The sequence below is a fragment of the Bartonella vinsonii subsp. berkhoffii ATCC 51672 genome (assembly GCF_902825225.1).
GTDB classification, from domain to species: Bacteria; Pseudomonadota; Alphaproteobacteria; order Rhizobiales; family Rhizobiaceae; genus Bartonella; species Bartonella berkhoffii.
On sequence record NZ_CADEAK010000004.1, the window covers coordinates 57833 to 79320 of the forward strand.

Annotated in this window: 16 protein-coding genes; all 16 read right to left on the reverse strand. The window is 41.4% G+C overall.

The genetic code is table 11. The annotated features are described in order from the left end of the window. Window positions 1-93 precede the first annotated feature (93 nt). Window positions 94-2253 (reverse strand): NAD-dependent DNA ligase LigA, encoded by a 2160-nt coding sequence (ligA, locus tag J7R10_RS03095; protein ID WP_010705420.1) that lies wholly within the window; start codon window positions 2251-2253, stop codon window positions 94-96. A 92-nt stretch (window positions 2254-2345) separates the two neighbouring features. Then, the gene (gene recN / locus J7R10_RS03100; RefSeq protein WP_010705421.1) at window positions 2346-4007 is read right to left on the reverse strand and encodes a DNA repair protein RecN; all 1662 of its coding nucleotides are present in this window, start codon (window positions 4005-4007) and stop codon (window positions 2346-2348) included. A 6-nt stretch (window positions 4008-4013) separates the two neighbouring features. After that, the gene (locus J7R10_RS03105; RefSeq protein ID WP_010705422.1) at window positions 4014-4910 is read right to left on the reverse strand and encodes an outer membrane protein assembly factor BamD; all 897 of its coding nucleotides are present in this window, start codon (window positions 4908-4910) and stop codon (window positions 4014-4016) included. A 170-nt stretch (window positions 4911-5080) separates the two neighbouring features. Continuing rightward, window positions 5081-5953, reverse strand: coding sequence for a UDP-3-O-acyl-N-acetylglucosamine deacetylase (lpxC, locus tag J7R10_RS03110; RefSeq protein ID WP_010705423.1), 873 nt, complete (start codon window positions 5951-5953; stop codon window positions 5081-5083). 210 nt (window positions 5954-6163) lie between these two features. After that, a complete protein-coding gene (gene ftsZ / locus J7R10_RS03115) occupies window positions 6164-7915 on the reverse strand; it encodes a cell division protein FtsZ (RefSeq protein WP_010705424.1) in 1752 nt (583 codons plus the stop codon). A 65-nt stretch (window positions 7916-7980) separates the two neighbouring features. Further along, window positions 7981-9282 (reverse strand): cell division protein FtsA, encoded by a 1302-nt coding sequence (ftsA, locus tag J7R10_RS03120; protein ID WP_010705425.1) that lies wholly within the window; start codon window positions 9280-9282, stop codon window positions 7981-7983. Beyond that, window positions 9279-10187, reverse strand: coding sequence for a cell division protein FtsQ/DivIB (locus J7R10_RS03125; RefSeq protein WP_010705426.1), 909 nt, complete (start codon window positions 10185-10187; stop codon window positions 9279-9281). Before J7R10_RS03125 ends, ftsA begins: the two co-directional genes overlap by 4 nt. Next, entirely contained in the window at window positions 10175-11095 is a 921-nt protein-coding gene (locus tag J7R10_RS03130) for a D-alanine--D-alanine ligase (RefSeq protein WP_010705427.1), read from the reverse strand. Before J7R10_RS03130 ends, J7R10_RS03125 begins: the two co-directional genes overlap by 13 nt. A 239-nt stretch (window positions 11096-11334) precedes the next feature. Next, entirely contained in the window at window positions 11335-12312 is a 978-nt protein-coding gene (murB, locus tag J7R10_RS03135) for a UDP-N-acetylmuramate dehydrogenase (protein WP_010705428.1), read from the reverse strand. Beyond that, window positions 12290-13717, reverse strand: a complete 1428-nt coding sequence (gene murC / locus J7R10_RS03140) for a UDP-N-acetylmuramate--L-alanine ligase (RefSeq protein WP_010705429.1) — start codon at window positions 13715-13717, stop codon at window positions 12290-12292. The genes murB and murC overlap by 23 nt, the downstream gene beginning before the upstream one ends. Continuing rightward, entirely contained in the window at window positions 13701-14837 is a 1137-nt protein-coding gene (murG, locus tag J7R10_RS03145; protein ID WP_010705430.1) for an undecaprenyldiphospho-muramoylpentapeptide beta-N-acetylglucosaminyltransferase, read from the reverse strand. Before murG ends, murC begins: the two co-directional genes overlap by 17 nt. Continuing rightward, complete coding sequence (locus J7R10_RS03150; protein WP_010705431.1) at window positions 14827-15984, reverse strand: FtsW/RodA/SpoVE family cell cycle protein; 1158 nt, start codon at window positions 15982-15984, stop codon at window positions 14827-14829. Before J7R10_RS03150 ends, murG begins: the two co-directional genes overlap by 11 nt. Before the next feature lie 132 nt (window positions 15985-16116). Further along, entirely contained in the window at window positions 16117-17517 is a 1401-nt protein-coding gene (murD, locus tag J7R10_RS03155; protein ID WP_010705432.1) for a UDP-N-acetylmuramoyl-L-alanine--D-glutamate ligase, read from the reverse strand. 4 nt (window positions 17518-17521) lie between these two features. Continuing rightward, complete coding sequence (mraY, locus tag J7R10_RS03160; protein WP_010705433.1) at window positions 17522-18592, reverse strand: phospho-N-acetylmuramoyl-pentapeptide-transferase; 1071 nt, start codon at window positions 18590-18592, stop codon at window positions 17522-17524. A gap of 21 nt (window positions 18593-18613) precedes the next feature. After that, window positions 18614-20035, reverse strand: a complete 1422-nt coding sequence (locus J7R10_RS03165) for a UDP-N-acetylmuramoyl-tripeptide--D-alanyl-D-alanine ligase (RefSeq protein ID WP_010705434.1) — start codon at window positions 20033-20035, stop codon at window positions 18614-18616. Then, entirely contained in the window at window positions 20032-21483 is a 1452-nt protein-coding gene (locus J7R10_RS03170; RefSeq protein WP_010705435.1) for a UDP-N-acetylmuramoyl-L-alanyl-D-glutamate--2,6-diaminopimelate ligase, read from the reverse strand. Before J7R10_RS03170 ends, J7R10_RS03165 begins: the two co-directional genes overlap by 4 nt. Window positions 21484-21488: the final 5 nt, after the last annotated feature.

A 21488-nucleotide genomic window follows, 5' to 3' on the forward strand; every position in this document is an offset into this window, starting at 1 on the left:
CACTAAAGATGATGATAAAATTCCTTAAAAATCGCGCCTTTTGAAGAATGATAAAGATGCGTGAATTCTCATCATACTTGAAGCATCACTTTCCTAAACATATTGTCCTTCAATCAACTGCAACCAAGTCTCTTCATCTATAGCTTCAACCCCTAACTCTTGTGCTTTGGCTAACTTCGATCCTGCGCCAGCTCCAACAACAAGAAGATCGGTTTTTTTAGAAAGTGAACCAGAGGTCTTTGCACCTAATCGTTCTGCTAATGCTTTTGCTTCATCGCGTGACATGCGTGCCAAAGTCCCTGTAAAAACAATAACCTTTCCCGCTATTGGAGAAGAATCTGTCATAACAGGTTCCTCATCCAGAGGTGTTACTTCCTCAAGCAAGACAGATAAAACCGCACGGTTATGCGCTTCTTGATAAAAATCAATAATTGCACTTCCTACCTGTGGTCCAATTCCTTCGATATTGGTAAGCTCCATCCAAGCTTCATTGCCTTTTTCATTTTTCTCATCACATGGTATAATAGCTGCCATCACCGCTGCTTCAAAAGCTGTATAATTTTGATAAGCACGTGCAAGACGCCGTGCATTAACCTCTCCCACATGGCGAATTCCTAGCGCAAACAAAAAACGACTTAAAGGAATTTCGCGGCGTGCATTAATGGCATCATAAAGTTTACGAACTGAAACAGCACCAAAACCTTCCATATTTTCTAAACGCGTCAAAGATTTTTCTTGCCGCCGCTGTAAAGTGAAAATATCAGCAGGTGTATGAATAGAAAAGGTTTCATCTTGAACATGGAAAAAGAACTCCACCTGCTTTTTCCCAAGCCCCTCAATATCAAAGGCATTACGCGAAACAAAATGACGAATACGCTCCATTGCTTGTGCTGGGCAAATAAGCCCACCTGTACATCGACGCACAGCCTCACCCTCTTCACGAACAGCATGGCTCCCACAAGCTGGACATAAGTGAGGAAAAACAAAAGCAGAAGCATCTTTCGGGCGCTTTTCAGCAATAATGTCAACAATCTGAGGAATCACATCACCCGCGCGCTGCACAACCACTGTATCGCCAATACAGATATCACGGCCTTCACGAATAGGCTCTCCTTTATGGCCAATTCCCTTAATATAATCCTCATTATGCAAACTTGCATTGGTCACCACCACACCACCAACAGTAATAGGTGCAAGACGCGCAACAGGCGTTAATGCACCAGTTCGACCAACTTGAATATCAATGCCTTCTAAAAGCGTCATAGCTTTTTCTGCTGGAAATTTATGTGCAATTGCCCAACGTGGTGAACGAGAGACAAGCCCCAAACGCATCTGGAGCATTAAATCATTAACCTTATAAACAATCCCATCTATATCATACCTTAAGGAATGACGGCATTCCTCGATATCATGATAATATGAAAGCATCTCTTCTACTGTCTTAAAAACTTTTATTAATGGGTTGATGACAAAGCCATATTCTTTTAACTTTTTCATCATCTCCATTTGGCTTTCTGCAAACATTTCACTCACTTCACCACAAGCATAAGCGAAAAATTGTAGCTTTCTGCTAGCAGTTATCCGTGAATCAAGCTGACGTAGCGAACCCGCTGCCGCATTCCTAGGATTAGCAAAAATTAACTTGCCTTTCTCCTGTTGACTCCTATTAAGTTCTTGGAAATCTTCCTGCCCCATATAAACTTCACCGCGAACCTCAATAATATCAGGAAATTCACCCTGCAAAACTTGAGGAATATCAGAAATGGTCCGTGCATTTACTGTAACATTTTCACCCACATATCCATCACCACGCGTTGCAGCACGCACAAGTCTTCCTTTTTCATAGCGTAAAGAGAGGGATAAACCATCAATCTTCGGCTCAGCAGTTATTTCTAACGCTTGTGTTGCTGGAAGCCGTAAAAAACGACGAATACGCTCAACAAATTCACGCACATCTTCAGGGTTAAATGCATTATCAAGTGAAAGCATTGCCTGTGTATGAACAGATTTTTCAAATTTCTCAGAAACGGGTGCTCCAATTTTATGTGAAGGAGAATCTGAACGAACAAGCTCTGGAAAAAGGGTTTCAATTTCTGCATTACGGCGACGAAGAGCATCATATTCTGCATCAGAAATTTCAGGCTGGTCATTACTATTATAAAGCACATCATGACGCGCAATCTCTTTTGCCAACCACTCCAATTCACTTTCTGCTTCAAGAGCAGTGAGATTTTTAATTGTGTCCTTGTTCATAAAATCTATTCCAAATTATGGGCTATGACCATAAAATTCTCAACTCTTCTGCACGAATAAAACCTCAATGAACGCATGCGCGTCAATTCTATCTATGTGAGAAGCTTTTGAGCAGCTGCACGAGCTTCTTGAGTAATTTGCTCTCCTGCTAACATGCGAGCAATTTCTTCTGCACGCTCATGCTTCTCCATTTTATGCACCCCCGTCATAAAACGCCCTTTATTATCACTTTCAACTTTTGAAATAAGAAAATGACTATGCGCTTTGGAAGCTACCTGTGGCGCATGTGTAATAGCAAAAACCTGAACAGTTTTTGATAAACACTGCAATCGTTGTCCAATAGCAGCAGCAACAGCTCCCCCAACCCCCGTATCAATTTCATCAAAGATCAATGTGGGAGCTGATCCACGATCAGACAAAACAACTTTTAACGCTAATAAAAAACGAGACAGTTCACCACCCGAAGCCACACTAAGCATTGGTCCCGCTCGTGTTCCAGGATTTGTCCGAACCCAATATTCAATACGATCTATCCCTTCTGCACTTCGTTTTTCAGTATCACTTTGCATTTCAACAATAAACTCTGCTTTTTCCAATTTCAATGCCGGCAATTCAACCATAACACTTTCAGACAAGAGCTTTGCTGCTTCTCTACGCTTTATTGACAATGCTTGCGCTAAAATATCATATTTTTTTTGTGCTTCCCGCGCTTCATGTTCCAAACGCGTTAATGCAGCTTGTGCCTCCTCAAAATGCGCAAGTTCAGCGTCCATTTTATCACGCAACAGAGCCAATTCATCTGCAGAAACATGATATTTACGAGCAAAACCACGAAGAGCAAAAAGACGCTCTTCTATCCGTTCCAATTCACCAGTATCAAAATCCAATACCCGCACTGCCGCTTCGATACCCTCTTGTGCTGTTGCAAGGGCATGTAATGCCTCATCAATAGATTTCACCACAGGTGTAATGAGCTCTTGCGCTTCAGAGATTTTCCGCTCCAAACGTCTCACCAAATTGGAAAGGACAGGAATTGGTGATTTAGGCCCACTTAAGAGATCATCAGCCTCTTTAATATCCATTGCTATTTTTTCTAATTTCAGCATATCTGCCCGACGAAGAGACAGTGTTTCCTCTTCTCCAACTTGAAAATCAAGCTTTTCAAGCTCTTCCACACATGCACGAAGATAATCAACCTCACGTACTGCGTCCTCTACCTTTATACGCTGTTTTTGCAAGTGTTCTTCAAATTCACGCCATATCCGATAGCACTGCCGCAAATTCTCCGTTTCATCCTCAAGCCCCCCAAAAGCATCTAATAACTGGCGATGTGTTGCAACATCAACAAGGGCGCGATCATCATGTTGCCCGTGGATTTCAACCAACAGACGACCAACATGACGCATCAACGCAACACTAGCGACCTGATCATTGATAAAAACACGACTACGTCCATCACTTGATTGCACACGTCGTAAAATGATATCGCCTTCATCATCAAAACCATTTTCACGGATAAGTTGGCGTGCAGGATGCGAAACAGGCACATCAAAGACAGCCGTTACCTGCCCGTGGGTAGCACCATGACGCACAAGCGAAGCATCCCCACGCCCCCCAAGAGCCAATGACAAAGCATCAAGAAGAATAGACTTCCCAGCACCTGTTTCTCCAGTTAAAACCGATAAACCCGCTGTGAAATAAATATCAAGCGTTTCGATCAAAACAATATTATGAATCGAAAGCTGCACCAGCATATAAAATCAACGTGCCTTATTACTTTTACCACCACTTAAAGCATGTGAGATCCAAGAAGATTTATGCTCCTGTGGAGATATGCTATTCTTTTGCAATAAATTATAAGAAAACTTATACCACTCACTTTTAGGATAATTCCGTCCCAAAATAGCTGCTGCTGTCTGCGCTTCTGCAGTTAAGCCAAGAGCAAGATTAACTTCCGTCAAGCGGAAAAGTGCTTCTTCAATTTGATTTGTATCGGAATACTCTTCAACCACCGTACGAAATCTTCTACTTGCAGCAAGGTAGCGGCGACCTTCTTCATAATAACGGCCAACCTGCATTTCTTTACCAGCCAACTGCTCTCGACCAAAACGTATCTTTGCTTTAGCATCCTCCACATACTCAGAATGCGGATAGCGCTCTATGAGAAGTTGCATAGCAGCAATAGCACGCTTCGTATCACGTTGATCTCGTGTAACATCTGCAATCCGACGGAAAGAAGAAAGCCCAATAATATAATAAGCATAAGCAGAATCATCTGATCCTGGATAAAGAGTAATATAGCGCTGAGCCATGCTAATTGAATCATCATACTTGCCAAGTCGATAATTTGTAAAAGCACCCATCACTAAGGATTTACGTCCCCAGTCAGTATAAGCATACTGTTTTTCAATCGTAAGGAACTTTTTCGATGCATCCCCAAGTCGTCCATTATTAAGGCTAGCAAGTGCCTGATTATATAAAACATCCGGTGGATCCATTTTTAAAACATACGCAGAAGGATCAAGGGTATTTTTCTCTTTAAATAAACAACCTGCTAACATGCAAGTGCTCCCCAAAAGCATAACCCCCAATACCTTGCGTACAATATTAGATTTCCTATATGCCAAATTTTCAATACATCTATAAGATTTTATCATAGTTTTCTCGGCCTCCAGAGAATATCACCTTGTAGCAAAAGTTATTTATTAACAATTTCTATACCATATCACTTTAAAATCCACTAACCAATTTAGTGGCTTAGGTCAATCATCCCCTTAAAAATTAAATCAACCATAAGAAAAGCTTTTCAATCTTTCTCTCATACCACTTATAAATAACTTTCTTCGTAACACGATTCGTCTGCCAAAACAGCTTTCACCAATTGCGAATTAATCCTATGCCCACTACAATAGGAGCGAAATAATCCAATAAAAGGTGCTCCAAGTAAAGCAGTATCACCAATCGCATCAAGCATTTTGTGTCGCACACATTCATTCTTCCAATAAGGACCATCTGGATTCATGATTTTATCATCAAGGCCGATAACAAGAGAATTTTCCAAAGAAGCGCCTCTCCCTTTTCCAGAAACCCATAATTTTTCCACGTCTTTGACAAAACCAAAAGTGCGCGCACGGGATAAATCATCTCGAAATCCCTTTGTCGTAAGATCAAAAATGAAGTGTTGCTTACCAATAGCAGAAGAAGGAAAAGAAATCGTAATATCAAAACGACGCCCATTAAACGGCAAAAACTCTGCAACACCGCTATCAACTTCAACACGCAGTGGCTTTTTTATGATAAAATAGGAACGCAACGCATTCTGCTGCACAATGCCAACTTCTTCAAAAGCTTGACAATACTGCCATGCAGAGCCATCTAAAATAGGTATCTCATGAGTTGACACTTCGATAACAAGATTATCCAAATTATACGCAGCGATTGCAGCCATTAAATGTTCAATTGTTTCAATTCTGTATTCTCCATGCCCAAGCACCGTTGATAATTGAGCCACTCCCGTTTGCGATGCATGTGCTTGAAATATTTGATCTGTTCTGTCTAATCCACAACGCTTAAAAACAATCCCACACCCAATATCGGCTGGATAAACCTTTACCACAGATAAATCTCCACTATGAACACCGTAACCCTTAAATGTCACAGCTTTTTTAAGAGTGGATTGATATTTTTGCTCCAGATTCATCACATCACTATATTGAATTGCTTTTACGCTTTTTAAAAATAGTTATAAAACCATAAAAATGATATGCATAGTAAATAATAAACCCACTTATGAAAAGCGGGTTTATAAAAACAAAATATTTCCTCAAGAACGCAGTATATCTGACTACACAAAGCCTTTTTTCACTATAGAAAAAGGAGTAAAATTCCTCTCTTTGCTCACTTTTGCCAGTTAATTGGCCTGACGACGCAAAAACGCTGGTATTTCTAACTGGTCTTCTTCACTTATGAAATTACGTTGATCTTGTGGTACATGGGGGTGTAAAGCACCAGAACGACGTGGAACATAAACAGACGCATCCTGAGACAGTGCCTGAGAACTTTTATTATAAACACGTGCTTCTGGCTGCTGAGAAGATCTCACAGCGGGCTCTAGGCGAGCTTCTGGCTCTACTTCCTCACGATGTGTCAAACTTTGTTTCAAACGCTGCCAAAGATTACGAGGACCTTGGCCAGCTGCAGATGACCTCACACGTTGATCATGAACAACAGGGGGAAAATCCTTTAACTCAGGCATACGCAGCGGTGAACGTACTTGCATCTGTTGTACCTGCTTGTCTTTCTGTTTTACAACTTCTGTCATCTCATCAAGAACATGAGCCGTTGCCTCCATGCTTACTGGTGCAATCATAGATTGCGGAGAACCACGGCCAACTTGCATCCGTGGCGTATTTGACATCTGCCCATGCATAGCACTTGCTCCATAAGGAGCAGTATTCGCATTTCGTGCAACAGCATCTGCAGGTTGTGCAAAAATTTGACTTTTAGGACGGAACTGTTCTCCAACCGACTTGCCGTTTTCTATTTCAAGTGCTTCTATTACTTCTACCATTGTCTCAGAACGTAAGGGAGGTGACTGAACATGCAAAGCAGTTTGCGGCACAGCAGGATCGCTCTTGCGCATGGAAGGTGCAGGTTTCTGAAATTGAGGATGAGAGGGTTGAACAATCTCACTAACCTCACGATCAATACCCGTTGCAACCACAGAGACACGAATAACACCCTCTAGTGACTCATCATCAATAGCGCCAAAGATAACATTCGCATCGGCATCCACTTCTTCACGAATACGATTAGCAGCTTCATCTACTTCAAAGAGAGTCATATCACGACCGCCAGTAATGGAAATGAGTAAGCCACGCGCACCACGCATAGAGGTATCATCCAACAATGGATTTGCAATAGCAGCTTCAGCAGCAGCCAAAGCACGCCCATCACCAGATGCCTCACCAGTTCCCATCATTGCACGCCCCATTTCATGCATAACAGAACGAACATCAGCAAAATCAAGATTAATGAGCCCTTCTTTAATCATCAAATCCGTAATGGAAGCAACACCAGAATAAAGCACTTGGTCAGCCATAGCAAAAGCATCAGCAAATGTTGTTTTTTCATCCGCAATACGAAAAAGATTCTGATTAGGAATAACAATCAATGTATCGACAGACTTTTGTAATTCTTCAATACCAGCCTCTGCCGTTTTCATACGGCGTGCACCTTCAAACTGAAATGGCTTTGTCACAACACCAACGGTCAAAATACCTTTTTCACGTGCTGCACGAGCTACAACAGGCGCCGCCCCAGTTCCGGTACCACCCCCCATACCAGCAGTAATAAACACCATATGGGAATCCGCGAGATGATCGATAATTTCATCAATACATTCATCTGCAGCCGCTTGCCCCACTTCTGGCAAAGCACCAGCACCTAAACCTTCTGTAACTGCTGCACCAAGCTGGATAACACGTTCAGCCTTTGACATAGCCAAAGCCTGTGCATCTGTATTTGCCACAACAAAATCAACTCCCTGAAGACCAGCATTGATCATATTATTCACGGCATTCCCACCACCACCGCCAACACCAAAAACGGTAATGCGTGGCTTCAATTCCGCGATATCTGGCCGATGCAGATTAATCGTCATTTCCTTTTCCTTCTCATAAGACACCGCAAGCTAAAGCGATGAAATTTATACCTCTATAGACTTACTTAAAAACTCTCACGCAACCACTGACCAACACGCTGAAAATACCCACGCGTACCCATCGATAAATGATTCACTGCACCCTGCATTGTTTTTTCTTCAAACCCCATCAATTGCGGATAAATCAACAATCCAACAGCAGATGTAAACGCCGCCCCTTTTGCAAGAGAAGGAAGCTTTGAGATACCCAAAGGCCGTCCTATACGAACATTTCTTCCTAAAATACGCCGTGCCATCTCTGGCAATCCTGTTAACTGGCTTGCTCCCCCAGTCAAAATAACACGTTTACCAATAATGTGACAAAAACCAGAACGATTTAAACAATCACGTACCATCTCTAAAATTTCTTCAACACGTGCGCGAATGATACGACCAAGAACAGCACGAGGATATTGCGTTTCACGATATCCATTCCCAATCTCTACTACATTAATCATATGCCGCTCATCAGCACTTGTCTGAAGTGCTGAACCATAGACCACCTTTAAACGTTCTGCCTCTGTAAGTGACATAGAAAATCCACGCGCAATATCAAGCGTCACATGATGACCACCAATTGCAAAAGCATCCGCATGAACAAATTTTCCCTCAAAAAACACTGAAAATGTTGTTGTCCCACCACCAAAATCAATACATGCCGCCCCTAAATGCGCCTCATCATTCATCAAAACAGCAAGACCACTTGCAAAAGGAGTTGCAACCATTACTTCAACACTCAAATGTGCACGATTAATGCAAGTTTCTAAATTACGTAAAGACGCTGTTTCTGCTGTCACCACATGCACATCCACACCAAAAGAATCCCCTGTCATGCCAACAGGATCAGAAATTCCTTTATCCCCATCCAATACATAAGAGACTGGAATGGAATGCATGACATGACGCTCTGCATCAAAAGCTTTGCGAGAAACATCTGAAAATGCCATACGCACATCATGGCGTGTTATTTCACGGCCATCCAAACGGACCATGCCATTAATAAGAGCGCTCTGTAACCGGCTTGAAGAAAAGTTTACAATTACCGAATCCACCACCAAACCAGCCATTTTTTCTGCCGCATCAACAGCCAAACGTATTGATTGCTCTGCTTCAAACATATCCATCACAACACCAGATTTGATACCGCGTGAGCGCTGCACTCCAAATCCTAGGATCTCGATAGAATGTGTACGACCATGTAAATAATGCGTATGTTTCAAAGGACGCAAACAAGCAATAAAACAGACAATCTTACTTGAGCCGACATCAAGAACCGTTAAAAAACGTGTTTTACGTCCCCCCATATGATGTGATCCGAGTAACATCATAGGCTTCCTGCCTTTCGTGCTTTTAAAATGCGTTCTTCTTCTGCCACAACAGCAGCACGACGTGCTAACGCCTCATCCGACAAAGAAACTGTAATACGATCAGAAAGACGCAAATCAAGACTGAGAATATCGCGAGAAAAAAGATCTTGTGCTGTCTCTGTCTTAAGAAGAGAAGAAAGCCTTTCAAGTGCGCTCTTTTCAGGTAACATCACGCGCACACCATTATCCAAGACCAAATCCCAACGCCGTTCACCTACACGCACAAAAGCACGAACACGACTGTACAACTGTGGATAGATTGAAAGCTCTTGAAGAAACATTTTAGCAGCATTTTGCGCACCCTTGCCAACCACAAGAGGCAACTCCCGAGCGACTCCTCCTTTAAAGGGCAAAATAACACGACCTGTATCATCAATAATATCCATCACGCCATCATGTTGCCAAATTGCATAAGGTTCACGCTCCACAACTGAAATACGCACTCTATTGGGATAAATTTTTTGAATATTAGCCGATTGAACCCAAGCTTGCTGCTCTAAAAGAAAACGCGCCCTGTCAACATCAAAAGTGAATATAGATTCAGCAGTATCAAGTCCTAAAATTTTCAAAACTTCCTTTTTTACTAAGCGTTTATTACCATTTATATCAACATCAGTAATTACAAAACCAGTATCTGTTATTACAGTCTTCACAATCATTCCCATATGACCACTTGATGAAAGTCCATAAAGCGCTGTAAAAAAGAAAAACAATAAAACTGCAAAAGATCCCAAGTGGCGAGGAACATGGATACCGGCTATAAACTCAAACATAAACCGGAGCACACGACGATAAAGACGTGGCAAAACTGACACGAACAACACCTCCATCGAAACATTTGTTTTATCAACACTCAACGCATACACGACGCGTCCTCCACCATCCACTGAACAATATCGCCATAAGTACGACCACTCGCTTTTGCAATATCAGGGAAAAGAGACGTTGATGTCATACCGGGCTGGGTATTAATCTCAAGCCAAACCAATTCTCCCGTTTCCTCATTAAAACGAAAATCAGAACGGCTAACACCTCGACAACCAATCGCCTGATGCGCAGCTAATGACATTCTTTGCACCTTTTGGTAAATATTTGATGAAAGTGGTGCAGGACAAATGTGAAGAGAGCCACCAGTTTTATATTTTGAATCATAATTATAGAATTGAAAGTGCTGATCGGGGAGAATTTCACAAACATCCAGCACCTCATTTCCCAAAACAGCACAAGTAAGTTCGCGACCAGGAATATATTTTTCAACGATCACCTCATCCGCATAACCCCATTCAGTCCCCACAACATGATGGGGCGGCGCAGATTCATTTTCTTTGACAATCACCACACCAAAACTGGACCCTTCACACACAGGCTTAATGACATAAGGAGGCTCCATGGGATGTACTCCCCCAACAGCAAAACGGTTCATAACACAAGAAGACGCAACAGAAACTCCAACGCTCGCAACAACAATTTTTGCACGCCCCTTATCCATCGCCAATGCTGATGCCATCACTCCAGAATGGGTATAAGGAATTTTCAAATATTCAAGAATACCCTGAATACGACCATCTTCACCAAAAGGCCCATGCAATGCATTGAAAGCGATATCAGGCTGCAACTCTTCAAGAACAGAAGCGATATGACCATCAACATCCACGCGGCTTACACGATACCCCTGAGCTTCAAGAACATCAGCACAAGCAGTACCTGAAGACAAACTTACAGACCGTTCAGAGGAAAATCCCCCCATTAATACAGCTATATGTTCATCTTTCATAACAACTCACCCTCCTCTGTCTACTATATATAGACCACCTAAAAACCACTCACACCATATACAGAAAATACTAAGATTTATCCTTGCGAATCAACAACCTAGCATTTTTCATAATGAATCAGACTCAGGCGCAAGACGCAAGAGCCTCTCTGTTAATTTATTGATTCTTAATGGATTTTTTTATTATCTCTTTGAAATGACTCAATTTTTTATTGTAGTTTTTTATTGCACTCAATAAATTAATGGGAGTGCTCAAAAAAAGGAACATGACGACCTTGTTCAAATTGACCAACACGCCATATCTCCCACTGTAACAGGTGAGATGAGTAAGCAAAAACACGAGCACGCACTGTTTCACCCAATGCTTCAAGATCATAACCTGTTGCTTGCCCCGTATTAATCATAAAATTACAGTGCATTTCGCTCATTTGAGCACCACCAACCCGCAAACCACGGCACCCTGCCTCATCAATAACGCGCCATGCAGACGTACCTTCAGGATTACGAAAAGTTGATCCACCTGTTTTTTCGCGAATAGGCTGTCCTGTTTCTCGATGGAGTGCAACTTCATCCATAGATGCCCTAATCTTGTCTTTATTTCCTCGTTGTCCTTCCAACAAAGCAGCAGTAAAAATAAAGTCTTCAGGAACATTACAATGGCGATAGGAATACTGCATATCCTTCAAACTCAAGATATGACGTCGTCCTTTACGATCAAAGGCATAAACCTCAACAACACGTGCTGCTGTCTCAATACCATTCGCCCCTGCATTCATTTTGAGTGCGCCTCCAAGACCTCCAGGAATACCATGATAAAAATGAAAACCTGCAATCTCAGCTTCTAAAGCCGCTGCTGCTAAATGTTTATCTGCCGTAGCAGCGCCAACAAAAAAACGCGTTGGAGAAACTTGCTGCACTTGGCTAAAACCTTTAGCCGAGAGACGAATAACAACACCGGGAATCCCCCCATCACGCACCAGAAGATTAGAACCAATCCCCACAATCGTTACAGGAATAGATTCAGGAAGATTTTGAAGAAAAAGAGCTAAATCTGCTTCATCTGCAGGTTGATAAAAAAGTTCTGCTCGTCCACCAGTGCGAAACCACGTCACTTTACGCATCTCAACATTAGGTGTAAGTTTACCTTTTATTCCGCCCAACATCGGTTGCAATCGCGCCAACAGCGCTTCTCCATCAATGCGCTGAAAATTTATCATTGTTATCAAGTACCGCCAAGTGATGAGGCAACGCACAAGCCCACTGTGTGATATTGCCAGCACCAAGAAAAATAACAGAATCGCCCCAGCGTGCAAATTTAGAGACAATCGAAACAACATCCTCTAGACCATGAATCAAACGGACATCGCGATGACCTGCCATTTGAATATGTTCCACCAACTCTTGAGAACCAAAACCAGAAATAGGCTCCTCACCGGCTGCATAAACGGGTGCAATCAACACTGTATCTGCATCATTAAAACAAGCAGCAAAATCATCAAATAAATGATACAAACGCGAATAACGATGTGGTTGTGCAATCGCAATTACACGCCCTTTTGTACTCTCACGCGCCGCACATAAAACAGCCTTTATTTCAATAGGATGATGCCCATAATCATCAAATATTTCAATACCACGCCAACTTCCTGTTTGCGTAAAACGCCGTTTTACTCCACCAAATTCTGCTAAGCCCTTTTTTATCGATTCATTTGAAATACCAAGTTCATGCGCAATAGCAATCGCTGCTGTCGCGTTAGAAACATTGTGTTGTCCAGACATTGGCAAAATCAAATTTTTCAACTCAGTCTTTCTACCTGTTTTGCGCGAACGAATAAGAACATCAAAATGCGTTTTTTGACCATCCATCGAAAGATTAAAAAAACGAACATCTGCCTGTGGATTCGCACCATATGTAATCACCCAACGATCATCAATACGACTAGCCAATGACTGAACCTCTGGATGGTCAAGACACAAAACAGCAAAACCGTAAAAAGGAACATTCTCTACAAATTGCAAAAAAGCCTGACGTACAGCATCAAAGTTCCCATAATGATCCAAATGCTCAGCATCGATATTCGTAACAACAGCAATATCAGCAGGTAACTTTAAAAATGTACCATCGCTTTCATCGGCTTCAACGACCATCCAATCCCCTTCTCCCATACGCGTATTCGTACCATAAGCATTGATAATACCGCCATTAATGACCACCGGATCCAAATGACCAGCGACAAGAAGTGCGGCTACTATTGATGTGGTTGTTGTTTTACCATGCGTACCACCAACAGCAATCGCCCGACGAAATCGCATAAGCTCCGCTAGCATTTCCGCACGTTTTACAAGTGGCAAATGTCTTTCTTTGGCAGCAATATATTCAAGATTTGTTTTTTTTACAGCAGTAGAAAAAACAATAACTTCTGCATCTCCTAAATTGTCAGCATGATGCCCTATATGAACGTGAATTCCTTTTCCCCGTAAACGTTCAACATTTGCACTCTCAACTTGATCTGACCCTTGAACTTTATAGCCAAAATTATGAAAAACCTCAGCAATTCCACTCATGCCAATACCACCAATTCCGATAAAATGGATAACGCCTATATTAAGCGGCATCTTCATCAAAAAACTCCTCTTTTATATCTGACAATGATTGCCCCGCAATCAATGCTTCAGCCATATCAGCAAGGCGAATGGTTGCATAAGGTTGTCCAACTTTTTTTGCAGCAAGTGCTTGTTTTTCCAATAAGTGCGGTGCACAACAGGCTTCTGTTAAGAGAGAGGCCAGTTTTTGCTCAGTTAAATCTTTTTCCAATACAATCTGAGCAGCTCCCACACGTGCAAGAAGTGCTGCATTTTCTGCCTGATCATGATCTAAAGCATAAGGATACGGGATAAGCAAAGCAGGCCGACCAATCACAGCTATTTCACAAACGGATGAGGCACCAGCACGTGATAAAATAAAATGAGACCGTGCCATACGTTCAGCCATATCATCAAAAAAAGAGGCAATCTCTGCTTGCACACCCATCGCCTGATAGATTTTTATTAATTCTCCAACCTCACCCCGAACTTGTTGGACAATCCGTAAGCGCTTACGGTTTTTATCATCCAACAAAGCAATTGCTGCAGGAACAATTTTCGAAAAAGAAGAAGCCCCTTGGCTACCACCAAAAACCAAGAAATGAAAAGGCTTTTCACCAGTTGATGGATGATAAGGAATTTCTGCTGCTTTAAGAACAGCCTCACGCACAGGATTGCCCGTAAGAAATATCTTATGTGCATAAGTATGATTTTGTGATAACATCCCCCCTGCTATTGCACGCACAAAAGCTGCCAATACCCGATTGGCACGCCCCATAACGGCATTTTGTTCATGAACAAATGTTACACGCCTCATAAAAGCAGCCACAACAAGAGGAGGAAAGGTAGGATATCCTCCAAACCCACCAACAAGAACAGGACGCAATTTATAAAACAACGCCAATGATTGCCCCATTCCTTTTAACAAAGCCCAACATGTTTTTATGAGCGCGAAAGGATGACACCGTGTAAATGTTGCTGATGATAATATATGCGTATGCTCCTCATCAAAGCAGCGAACAAAACAGCGAGCTCTTTCATCTGTTGCCAAATGGACATCATATCCACGCTGTCTTAATTCCACAGCAAGCGCTTCTGCAGGAAAAAGATGCCCACCTGTACCACCAGCCACCAAAACAATAACTTTTTTATGAGTCATAAGTGGTATCCAAAACAGAAGAAGAAGGAAAAGCTGAAAGGCGTGCTTCTGGCCACCGGCGTGTTAAACTAAGCAAAATACCCATTGAAAATGCAATCGCCACCATAGACGAACCACCATAAGAAATAAACGGCAATGTCATACCTTTTGGAGGGATGAGATGAAGATTAACTGCCATATTAATGGCCGATTGAAAGCCAATCATCATCGCTATGCCAGTAATACCAAGACGTATAAATGAATCACGTGTATTTAATGCTATATACAATGAACGTATAACAATAAAACCAAAAAGCATCATAATGAAAAGACAGAGGATAATACCATATTCTTCAGCAGCAACGGAAAACACAAAATCTGTATGGCTATCAGGAATGATACGTTTCACTGTTCCTTCTCCTGGTCCTTTCCCAAACCAACCACCATTCAAAATAGCATCACGTCCTACATCCACTTGAAAGGTATCTCCTTCACCGGTCAAAAAACTATTGATACGTTCACGAACATGATGAAGAAAAAGATATGCGAAAACAATTCCTATAATGCCTAAAACAATAAACAAGAAAATAATGGTAAGAGGCACACCAGCAACCAAAAACAAACCACCCCATGTAGTACTTATTAAAAGTGTTTGACCAATATCAGGTTGTAGAACAAGAAGCACACAACAAACAGCATAAAGTACAGTAGCTAATGTGTAGCCGGGGATACCTCTTCCCCGTATATGTTCCGAAAAAAGCCAAGCAGACATCACTACAAAAGCTGGCTTCATAAATTCTGAAGCTTGTACAGAAAAACCAAAGAGAGGAATCCACCGCCGCGCTCCCTTTAATTCTGGACCAACAAACAAGGTCGCAACCATAAGAACAAGCGTTACAATGAGCAAAAGAGCACATAAACGGCGAATATTACGAAGCGAAAAAAAAGAAATCGTAACCATCGTAAAAAACGCTGGAATACTAAAAATGATATGCCATCTAACAAAATAAAAACTATCAGCAATTCCGATTTTTTTTGCAATAGTGGGGCTTGCTGCAAAAGACAACATAATGCCAATCCCCATTAAAATCAAACAAGCCGCAAAGATAGAGCGATCAATCGTCCACCACCAATTCGCAATTGGGTCTCTATCTGCACGCGTGACCATTATAATCTACCTTATTCTTTTCATCATTCTACTCAAAGTGATAGGTTTGTCACCTTTTTTAGCAAACATTTTAAAAACTGAATTACACAAAAAAAGATTCCGGAGTCTTAACGTAAAAATATTTTTTAAAATTTATGCTTCTTTTAACTGCATAACAAAAGAAACAAACGCTTCTCCACGCATTTCATAATTTTTAAATTGATCATAACTAGCACAAGCGGGTGAAAAGAGAACTGCAACCTCTTTCGCCCCACAACACAAAGCATCAGCAGCAGCTTCACGCACCGCATTTTCCAAAGTTACACTCATTGAAAAAGGAAAAGCAGATCCAATAACGCTGGCAAATTCTTCCACCGCAGTCCCAATTAAATAAGCTTTTCGAATTTTAGGAAAAAAGCCTTTCAAAGACTGAATCCCACCCTCCTTTGCTTGCCCTCCAACAATCCAAAAAATATTATGAAAAGCAGAAAGTGCAGGAGCTGATGCATCTGCATTTGTAGCCTTGCTATCATTGATAAACAAAACCGCTCCCATTTTACGCACTTGCTGCATACGATGAGGCAACCCTTTATAATTCGCCAAATACTTTTCTATCTGAGGATCTGTTATTCCTAAAGCCTGCAATGCTGCTAACGCCATAAGAGCATTTTGCGCGTTGTGACAACCACGCAATGCAGTGATATGAGCAAGATCTGCAAGCAACTGACGCCGCCCATGACGAACAGAAAAGAGCTTCGTTCCCTCTGCATAAAAACCATTTTCAACAAAGTGTTCTTTAGAAACGGCTTCAACTTGATGATCTTCATCAAGCAATTGATGATACAAAGCCTGACAAGCGGTATCATCAACTGAAATCAAAGCATGAGAAGCCCTAGCAACTAAATGCCGTTTGGCTTGCACATAAAGATCAAAGCTACCATGGCGATCAATATGATCCGCCGTCATATTCAATAAAAGTCCAACAGTTGGCTGTAGAGAGGGCGTGAGATCAATTTGAAAGGATGAACATTCAATCACATAAATACGTTTTTTAACAAATGGCTTAAGCGTTAATATTGGAGTTCCAATATTTCCCCCCATCTGCACATCATAGCCCATTTGTTCTAACAAATGAGTAAGCAAAGCTGTCGTTGTTGATTTCCCATTTGTGCCGGTAATAGCAATGAACGGAACATCCTGATCGCAAAAACCATAGTGCTGTAAAAAATGACTACGTGCACGAACAAATAATTCAATATCACCGATAATTTCTATATCTTTTTGACGTGCTTTCTCAACAACCCAATGAGGCTTAGGATAAGTTAAAGGAACTCCCGGAGCTAAAATCAATGCAACAAACTCTGACCAATCCGCATGACGAAAGTCTCTCGTTGGAATATTTTGCCGAAAAGCAGCTTGTACACCTGAAGGATTGTCATCCCAAGCAACCACTTCTGCACCGCCCCTGATCAGAGCTTGCGCAGCAGATAATCCTGATTGCCCTAAACCAAACAAAGCAACTTTTTGACCTTTATAACACGCAACAGAAATCAAAGTTTTACCGCAATTTAAGTGTTGAGAGACCGATGAGAGCAAGAACAATTGAAATAATCCAAAAGCGTATTACAATTTGACTTTCAGTCCACCCTTTTTTCTCAAAATGATGGTGTATCGGCGCCATGAGGAATACACGCTTTTTTGTTAATTTGAAATAACCAACTTGAATAACCACCGAAAACCCCTCCAGAACAAAAAGTCCACCAATAAGAGCCAAAACAATTTCATGCTTGGTTGCAACAGCGACAATACCCAAAAGCCCTCCAAGAGCCAACGAACCAGTATCCCCCATAAAAATAGCCGCAGGTGGTACATTGAACCATAAAAAGCCAAGCCCCGCACCAACAACAGCCCCCAATAAAACAGCCAATTCACCTGTTCCTGATACATACCGAATTTGGAGATAATCCGCAAAATTGATATTACCAGAAAGGTAAGAAATCAGAGCAAAAGACAAAGCTGCAACCATCACAGGAACGATAGCAAGCCCATCTAGACCATCGGTCAAATTTACCGCATTACCAGTTGCGACAACGACAAAAGCAGAAAAAGGAATGAAAAACCAGCTCAAATTGATGAAATACTCTTTCACAAAAGGCAGAGCCAATCCAGGAGAACCAACCTGTAAGAGAACAAAAGCAGCAATCGCTGCAACCAAAAACTCTAAACTTAACCGTGCTTTACCAGAAAATCCTTTGTGTGTTTGTTTTGTCACCTTAAGATAATCATCATAAAAACCAATTGCCCCAAAAGACAGCATAACAAAGAGAGATACCCAAAAATAAAGATTTGATAAATTACACCATAAAAGTGCCGATACCACAGTGCCCGTTAAAATCATCAATCCACCCATGGTAGGCGTGCCTGCCTTCTTAAAATGTGTTTGAGGACCATCAGCGCGAATGGGCTGCCCTTTTCCTTGCCGTAATTTAAGAGAAGCAATAATGCTAGGACCAAATAAAAACACAATAAGGCCTGATGTAAGCATAGCAGCTACAGTGCGAAAAGTAATATAACGAAAAACATTGACGCCTGGAAACCAATCACTAAACGAAGAAAGAAACAACATCATAATACAAAAAACCTCTTTAAATTAGAGAGAAACCCTTGGATAGCGATCAAGCAGTGCAGTCACAATATCTGATGAATAAAGACTATGGGATGATTTAATCATAAGCAGATCTCCATTAGAAATTTCTGCAAAAATAAGTGGTAAAATTTGTTCAATATTTTCAGCATAATGAACTTTCACATATGCGGACAGATCAATGGCTAAAAACTTCATTGCCTCACCAAATAAAAAAACCAGATCAGCACCAGAAAGAGACACCGGCTTTACTAAATCACGATGGAGTTTTTCACTATAAGTTCCTAACTCCAGCATATCCCCTAAAATAGCAATTCGCTTTCCCCCTACCCCTACTGGCCCTGAAGCAAGCAAATCAAGAGCAGCACGCATAGAAGCGGGATTAGCATTATAGCTTTCATCAATTAAATGAAATTCGCCCCCACTTGGTAAAGACAATCGATAACGAATACCACGCCCCTTTTGAAGAGAAAAACAACTCAAAGAACGCAAAACACGCTCCAAATCAACGCCAATGGCATCACAAACGGCAAGAACACCTAAACTATTCTGGAGAATATGTCGTCCGGGAGCACCAATCTTAATCAGCCTATCTTGTCCAGAAATATGGACACGCATAGAAGAATAATCTGTTAAAAGACGTATATCCCGCGCTTGATAATCACAATTTCCAGTCTCACCAAAGCTTAAGATCTTTTTCACACCCCATTGCTTCGCCTTTTGAACTAAATAAGAAAAAAAATCATGATCCGCGTTTAAAATGGCAATGCCTTCTTCATCTAACCCTTCAAAAATTTCAGCTTTTGCATCTGCAATTTCTTCAAGATTTTTGAAGTAACCCATATGCCCTGCAGAAATATGCGTAATAAGAGCCACATGAGGATAAACCAACTTAACAAGAGGGCGAATTTCATCTTTATGATTCATACCAATTTCAAAGATACCATAATCACTCTCCATAGGCATCCTTGCTAAAGTAAGCGGTACTCCCCAGTGATTATTCAAAGAAGCAAGATTCGCATGAACCTTCCCCACAGTTGCAAACACTTGTTTGAGAGCCTCTTTTGTCGTTGTTTTTCCAACAGAACCTGTTATCGCTATAATCTTAGCTCTTGAACGCTTGCGTGCGGCTTGCGCAAGTTGTTCTAAAGCTTGCAAAACATCAGAGACAACAAGCAGTGGAGCGGATATTTTTTCCATATCAGTCAAATGACTTTCCGCAACAACAAGAACGCCTGCCCCTCGTGCATAAGCTTGCGCAGCAAAATCATGACCATCAAGATGATGTCCTTTAATACAGAAAAAAATATCACCTTCCGTAAGAGTACGACTATCAATAGAAACTCCAGAAAAACTTTCTGGCATGCTCCCCACTACAAAGCCATCAATTGCAGAAACAAGCGCTTGTTTATCCCATAAAGCTATCATCTATTGCGCTCCTGCAAAGCATCAATCGCTTTTAGACGATCTGAAAAAGGAGTTGTTTTTTGCCCTATAATCTGACCATTTTCATGTCCTTTTCCAGCAATAATTAAAGTATCCCCTGCTTTTAGAAGTCCAATCGCATAAGTAATAGCTTCACCACGATCTGGAATTTCTATTGCTCTTGGGACTGCTTGTAAAATATCCTTGCGAATTTTTTCTGGTATTTCTGTGCGCGGATTATCATCCGTTACAATAACAATATCAGCCTTCTGTTCTGCAATTTTTCCCATCAAAGGCCTTTTTCCTTGATCACGATCACCTCCGCAACCAAAAACAAGGATTAAACGTCCTTGGGTAAAGGGGCGAACAGAAAGCAACACCTGCTCTAAAGCTTCTGGTTTATGCGCATAATCTATATAAACAGGCGCATTATTTTCTGTCTTTCCAACCAATTCTAATCGCCCAGGAGCTCCTTGCAAAGTTTCAAGCGAACGAAAAACCTTCTCAGGACAAACACCTGTTGCAATTGCTAATCCCGCGGCCATAAGCGCATTAATTACCTGAAAATCTCCAGCTAAAAGCAAATCAAATGTATAAATATTATTTTCCATACGACATTCAACACGCTGCTTAGAACGCTGATGCTCAACACGATTAATAGTAATAAATTGTCCTTTCCGTCCAATTGTTAAAACACGACGACCTGCTTTTGTAACTTGGTCAATAACCTTTTGTGAATAAACATCATCTGCAAAAATCAGAGCTGGAGCATCTTGTGGCAAAACCGTATCAAACAACCGCATCTTAGCACGTAAATAATCCTCTACACACGTATGATAATCCATATGATCACGCCCTAAATTAGTAAAAGCCGCCGCAGTTAAATGGACACCGTCCAATCGGCTTTGATCAAGACCATGCGAAGATGCTTCAAGAGCCACATGTGTAACACCTTCATTGGAAATTTCATAAAGGAGGCGTTGTAAGACTACAGGATCAGGTGTTGTGAGAGAACCAGAATCATTCCTATGAGGGGAAACAACACCTACTGTCCCTATGCTAGCAGCACAAAATCCAACATGAGTCCAAATTTGTCGAGTAAAAGAGACAACAGATGTTTTTCCACTTGTTCCTGTCACAGCCACAACCGTTTCAGGCTGAGAACCATACAAACGTGCAGCTGCCATCGCTAAACTATGACGAGCATCATAAACGCGTAAAAGGGGAACAGATAAATTCTCAAAAACAACAGGACAATCCGTAACGATTGCTCGTGCACCACGCTTTAGCGCATCATTTATATAATGTTTGCCATCACCTTGCTTTCCTTGCACAGCCACAAAAACATATCCCGGCAAAACTTGCCGGGAATCTGCACTTATTCCTGTTATTTCCATTGAAGAAAGAACTTCATCTTCAATACATTCTGGAAAAACTGTTCCAAACAACATGATAA